We start from the raw sequence: 5,999 nt of genomic DNA, 5'->3' as shown, positions 1-5,999 counted from the left end.
TGAGCCTTCCCGTTAGAAGGCGGAGTCTTCTAACGGGGTTTACTTTTTGTAGGTGTATCACTGAGCTGTCCCCCCTATTTCACCCCACCTGTCTGCGTGTCGCACAGGCAGGCAAGTTCCCAATTCATCGGCGTCCCCTTTTTAATGTCACACACTGCTCTTTTATTGAGTATGTCTTTTAAATATTTTGGGTGTAAACCGTTTCCTGGCCTTATTGATTTAACATTTTCTTCTGTAAAGAGTTCTCCTGCCTTAACATCCTTTATTACAAATAACGACCTGGAAAATTCTCTGCTTTTCTTCACTTTTTCTGACAATTCATAATTTATCTCCTTGCCTGCATTATTTGCGCAAGCAGGTCCCAGAGCCTTTTCCACTTCCTTAACTGCTTTTACCATTTCTTTAAACTCTTCTGGCTCAAGGGAAAATGCAGAGTCTGGCCCTCCTAATTTTCTGTCTAATATGAAGTGTTTTTCTATTATTCTGGCTCCAAGTGCTACCGCAGCTATAGGGACGAATATGCCTAATGTATGGTCTGACAAACCAACAACAGTTTTAAATGCCCCCTTCAAATTCGGGATAGTTCTTAAATTTACTTCTTCAAGCGGTGCAGGATATGCAGATATGCATTTTAGAAGGGCTATCTGTTCATTCTCCATTCTTTTGCACGCATTAACAGCTTCTTCTATATCAGAAAGTGTTGCTATTCCAGTAGATATAATCACAGGCTTTCCCTTTGATGCGATGTACTCAATAAGTGGAATATCAGTTATCTCAAAAGATGCTACTTTATATGCGGGGACATTCATTCCTTCAAGAAAATCAACTGCGGTTTTATCAAACGGACTTGAAAAACAAAAGAGCCCTAACCCCTCTGCTATCTCTTTGAGTTTAGGCTGCCATTCCCATGGAGTATATGCCTCCTGATAAAGTTGATAGAACGTTTTCCCATCCCATATTGTGCCCTGTTTTATCCGGAAGTATTCATTATCGCAGTCAATTGTTATTGTGTCAGGTGTATATGTCTGGAGCTTTACAGCATCTGCACCTGATTCTTTTATTGCTTTGATTGTATCTACAGCGAGGTCAAATTTCTGCAGGTGATTTGCTGATAATTCCGCTATTATGAAAACAGGATGATTATCTCCTATAATTCTATCTTTTATATTGATTTCTATTTTTCTCCTCCTTGTTTTAAAATTTGTCTCCCATTTCTCTAAAGATGGTATATATGCTGTTATTAAGCAGGTTCTTCAGGAATTCGTGTGAAAGCATATCGTTGCATTTATCATTCTGTCCGTGCTGTCATTCCTGCGGAAGCAGGAATCCAGGGTTGTTCGTGAGTCTCTCATACAAATCGTTCCAGTCTGGATTGGCATTCTCTATGAGAGATAATTTCCACTTCCGCTTCCATTTCTTTATCTGCTTCTCTCTTATAATGGCTGCTTTTGCTGTGTCATGTATCTCATACCACACAAGGGAGTGAACAGCGTATTTCTTTGTAAAACTATCGGCTAAGTCGTTCTTATGTTCGTACACGCGTTTGATCAAGTCTGATGTGACTCCTACATACAAAGTGCCATTTCGTTTATTGCAGAGCATATACACATAGAAGCATTTCATACAGCTTTTCTCTGGATTCCCGCTTTCGCGGGAATGACGATTTACAGCAAACTTGCAACACCCTTGCATAATTTGGGGTTAACTGCTTATAATCCCCATCACTATCACATCACACCATCTGCCATCTTTAAAAACAAACTCTTTTAGCCTGCCCTCTTCAATAAATCCTGATTTTTTATAAATAAAAGGTTATTGCCCCTTTATGAGTAGTTTCTCCTTCTATTAATTTTCTTTTAGTTTTCTCCATACCCATATCTTCCCTTGTCCCATATTTCCACAACAAGATGGCAATTTTAGAGCAAGACGATTAATAGGGGCATCATATTCAGGCTCTTTGTCCTCACTCATAGCAAGCCACGCATTTACAACTCTACTTAAAAAATAATAGGTTGAACTAAAGTGTACAACCTTTTCCATCTTAACACCAGGGATACAGAATTCATCTAACTCGCTATCCCTAAAATACCTGTTGTGCCAAGGAGGAATAATGCATGATAGTCCGATTTTTTGGCGAAGGAAGTTAATTTTATCCAATCCATCCTGGCTATTCTCACACATAATGTAACACCCCCCCTCAACAAGAAGTTTGGTTATATCAATAATTGCCTGCCTCTGTGAAAACCAATCAGGAAGATTTATTAGCGCCCGCTCAGTGTATACTAAATCAAACTTCTGAGCAAAATTGGGCAAATTTCTAACATCGCCAACTAAAAAGTTTAAAACACCTTTTATCGTATAATTAGAGGCTAATTTTTTTGCTTCTTCAATCATCTTCTCAGAAAAATCTATGCCGGTAATATTTACTCTAAAGCGAGAAGCAAGTTCAATAGCGGTAATTCCATTCCCACATCCTATTTCAAGAATATTCAAACCATCACATATAAATTGTGCAATAGATTCTATTTCAATCTTTTTGGCAATTAAGTCTTTAGTGCCTGCATATTCTTTTAGTATAGCCCTCTCATTCCAGAAATTAAGTATATTGTTTCTTAAGTTCTCTGATAGGGGTATCCAACCCTTTCTCTCCGATAAATGTCTCGATTTCTGTAAATTCTCTTTTAAAGTGCATGCTTCCCCCCCCGTCTGTGGTTGGGAGATTATTTTGTTATTTTTAATCATGCTCCAGTTCTCTTTAAATAATGTCTGTATCTCTCTATGCAGAATTTCATAAGAGCTTTTCAAGGTCTCAGTATTTTCATCAATAAAAACTTCCTTTTGAACAATAATATCTCCTGTATCTACCCCTTCATCTATATAATGAATAGTAACACCTTTTGGTGTATCCTCAAGAAAACTCCAGATATTTGGATATGCTCCTTTATTCCACGGCAATAAAGAGATATGCAAATTTATTGCGTTACCTTTAACATGTTCTATGATTTTTTGTGAAATCAAATACTTATAATTATAACTTGCCACCATATCAGGACTTATTTGTATTAGATCATCAATAGTGACTTTATCTTCTCTGTATATCACTGTTTCTCCTTGCTGTTCAAGCCAGTCTGCAAGGCCTTTTGCCATATTGCCACCAAGAAATAATATTTTCATTGACATAATTTATTACTTCCAGCCTCTGCAATTATAAAACAAGGCTCTCCGTCGCCTACCCACCGATTACCTATCTTCACTTTTCTCATCATAGTTTTTAGAATTAAGGAGTAAGGATTAAGTTTTCTTTTTTAAAGTGTTAATTAATTATGAGTCTTCTCTTTTAATTGCTTTTTCTGTCTATATAAAGTAGGATTTCTCTTTCAAAGGATGGAATCACCTTAACAAGTTTCTTGAAATTTTTATATACCTCATTATAATCAAGCACCAGATATTCGTGAATCAGAATATTTCTATAGCCTCCAAGTCCTTTAATATTTTTATATAATTTCTCTGAGATTATTTTATTTCTATATGATAACTTTATTGTCTCTTCATATGTATCAGGGAAAATATTGCTATCAGATGAAAGTATATGTGCAAGCACATCTATAATTATTTCAGCAGCAAGAGCAGATGCCCTTTCAACCGCAAAGCTAAGTGTTATATCTTTCTGTAACCGCTCAAAGGTTATTGATTTATGAAGGTCAAAAAACTTATAAAGCTCTATGAGTTTTTTCAGCCTTTGTTCAATACTTTCTCTCTTAAATACCACTTCTGAATCCTCCTGAGATAACCCATATCCATATGTTCTTTAATGACTTTATGTTCAAAGTTGTTAAGTATTTCTGTATCTCTTGCAAAAAGAAGTTTACCAGTCTTTAGCACATCAAACTTAAATACAGGACTCGCCCTTCCTAAATCCACTATATCTATCCTTTGAGTGCCAAGAATTTTGTATAAATCCTCCAGTAGTTCGGTAATCCTTCTATAAGAGGCTCTTTTCTCAAAAAGTATCGCAAGGTCAATATCATTACCACTGCCTTTTTCAGATAAAGAGCCAAACAGATATACCAGAAGTACATCTTTATTTCTTTCCCAGAATTCTTTTCTATCATTGAGTCTGTCAATGATATTCTCAGGCAAATCTTTATATCCCTTCCATCTCTCTGCTATAGACATATCTATCTCTCCTCTAATCCTTAATCCTTCTTATTATCTCTCCTACAACCCTCTCAGCACCTTTACCATCAACAATCTCTTTACCTTTTAGGCTCATTATCTCCCTTTTGTAAGGATTATTTATTAAATTCTCCACTGCAACCTTTATATCATTCTCACTTATATATTTATAATAACCAAGATTTATCGCAATCCCTCTTTCATAAAGCCCCTCAGCAATTCCTCTTTGGTTGTCTGCAAAAAAGATAACAATCATCGGTATCCCGAGACAGCAAAATTCCCAACTTGTAGACCCACCGGCACCTATGGCTATATCTGCTTCGCGCATCAACTCTGCCATATCGGAAACATTTTCAAGCAACTTAATATCTTTCCTAACTGTTGCAACATAATCTCTAATAATCGCTCTATTACGGTTACTCACGCCAATAACCGTAGTAACAGAAAAATCACCTCTGACCATTTCCAATGCCTTTAGTACTTTCAGTGTCTGGTTCTCAGGGTCACCTCCACCAAGTGTAACAAGTATATTTTTTACCTTACCAGACTCTCTTGGCTGGTTATGATATTTCTTAAACTCAGGTCTCAGCATCGCATAAGTAGGACCCAAAAGCAGTTTAGTCCCATTTTTGGTTTTACCATCGTACATTTCTGGAGTTGCATTTATATTCTGGTTTATAAGAATATCACTGTAGAAAAAAGTATCTCCAATATCATCAATACTTACCAGAACCTTAAAATTTTCTTTTAGACCCCTGAGATAGTTATTTCTGAAATGGTAGTTATCTGTAATTATTATCTTAGTATTATGTGATTTAGCAAAATTGATGAGGTGTTTTTTATCTTCTTCCAATGTGGCGTCAACATCAATGACTGAGACCTTATAACCTCTATCTAAGATTTTCTTTACCAGTCCCTGTTCAAATTCTCTTGTACAAAATATTGTTTTATATCCTTTCACCGATAACTCATCCGCGAGAGAAAGACATCTGATAATATGCCCTGTGCCTATCTCTACTGAACCATCAACTCGTATGCAAACTGTTTTATTCATTATTGAACTGAGATTATCAGTATTACCATTTCTATGCCTTTCTAAACACTGGCTGAACAATTTCTCCTTCGATATATTTCATAAAGTCTCCATCCTCGATAGCTCTACTCAGGACTTTAAACGCCTCATCATATACCTTCAAGGTATAGTCAATATCTTCATCAGAATGGGAATAACAGATGTTCTGGCTACCACTGAACAATATTCCTCTTTTTATGGTTTCCTGCTGAAACAGCGTTTTCATCTCTAAGGACTCATTCCCCTGTGCATCTTTGAACCCCGCACTTATGCTTATGTGCGGGGTAAATGTAATAACAGTCCTTGGTGGTAACCCGATACATGATGTGTATGACTCTAAACCATGTTTTTTAGATAGTTCGTTATATCCGTCTTTAAGTATCCTACCTAATCTCCAGATATGCTTAATTACATCTTTCCCCTTTATCTCGTTTATTGTGGCTATTGATGCTGCCAAGGATAGTACTTCTCCACCAAAGGTAAAGGAAAAAAATATCTCTTCAAATATCTCCATGATTTCTCTTCTTCCGACAACTGCTGAGATTGGCATACCATTTGCCATTGCCTTTCCAAAGCAAGCAAGGTCAGGGATAACTTTATAATATTCCTGAGCACCTCCAAGGCTGAGTCTGAAACCTGTTATTATTTCATCAAATATAAGAAGCGCCCCATTTTCATGGGTTATATCTTTAACCTCCTCAAGAAAACTATCTTCAGGTTCAACAACACCAACAGGCTCCATTATGACTGC

General features: G+C 36.6%; 7 protein-coding genes. All 7 read right to left on the bottom strand.

Features of this window, described 5'->3' with window-relative positions:
* Nucleotides 1–74 precede the first annotated feature (74 nt).
* The gene (gene pseI / locus AB1488_10765) at nucleotides 75–1,178 is read right to left on the bottom strand and encodes a pseudaminic acid synthase (protein MEW6410570.1); all 1,104 of its coding nucleotides are present in this window, start codon (nucleotides 1,176–1,178) and stop codon (nucleotides 75–77) included.
* Nucleotides 1,179–1,305: 127 nt separating this feature from the next.
* Nucleotides 1,306–1,623, bottom strand: a complete 318-nt coding sequence (locus tag AB1488_10760; GenBank protein MEW6410569.1) for a GIY-YIG nuclease family protein — start codon at nucleotides 1,621–1,623, stop codon at nucleotides 1,306–1,308.
* A gap of 222 nt (nucleotides 1,624–1,845) precedes the next feature.
* Nucleotides 1,846–3,180, bottom strand: coding sequence for a formyltransferase family protein (locus AB1488_10755; protein MEW6410568.1), 1,335 nt, complete (start codon nucleotides 3,178–3,180; stop codon nucleotides 1,846–1,848).
* A gap of 157 nt (nucleotides 3,181–3,337) precedes the next feature.
* Nucleotides 3,338–3,769, bottom strand: coding sequence for a DUF86 domain-containing protein (locus AB1488_10750; GenBank protein ID MEW6410567.1), 432 nt, complete (start codon nucleotides 3,767–3,769; stop codon nucleotides 3,338–3,340).
* Nucleotides 3,733–4,176, bottom strand: a complete 444-nt coding sequence (locus AB1488_10745; protein ID MEW6410566.1) for a nucleotidyltransferase domain-containing protein — start codon at nucleotides 4,174–4,176, stop codon at nucleotides 3,733–3,735. The genes AB1488_10750 and AB1488_10745 overlap by 37 nt, the downstream gene beginning before the upstream one ends.
* Nucleotides 4,177–4,189: 13 nt before the next feature.
* Nucleotides 4,190–5,230 carry a UDP-2,4-diacetamido-2,4,6-trideoxy-beta-L-altropyranose hydrolase gene (pseG, locus tag AB1488_10740; protein MEW6410565.1) on the bottom strand — a complete coding sequence of 347 codons (1,041 nt, stop codon included), beginning with the start codon at nucleotides 5,228–5,230 and terminating at the stop codon, nucleotides 4,190–4,192.
* Between the two features lie 31 nt (nucleotides 5,231–5,261).
* Nucleotides 5,262–5,999, bottom strand: a 738-nt coding sequence (locus tag AB1488_10735) for an aminotransferase class III-fold pyridoxal phosphate-dependent enzyme (GenBank protein MEW6410564.1), incomplete at its 5' end; no start/stop codon positions are given.

This window comes from Nitrospirota bacterium (assembly GCA_040756155.1).
Taxonomy (GTDB): Bacteria; Nitrospirota; Thermodesulfovibrionia; order JACRGW01; family JBFLZU01; genus JBFLZU01.
This window is presented reverse-complemented; position numbering and strand designations above follow the sequence as displayed.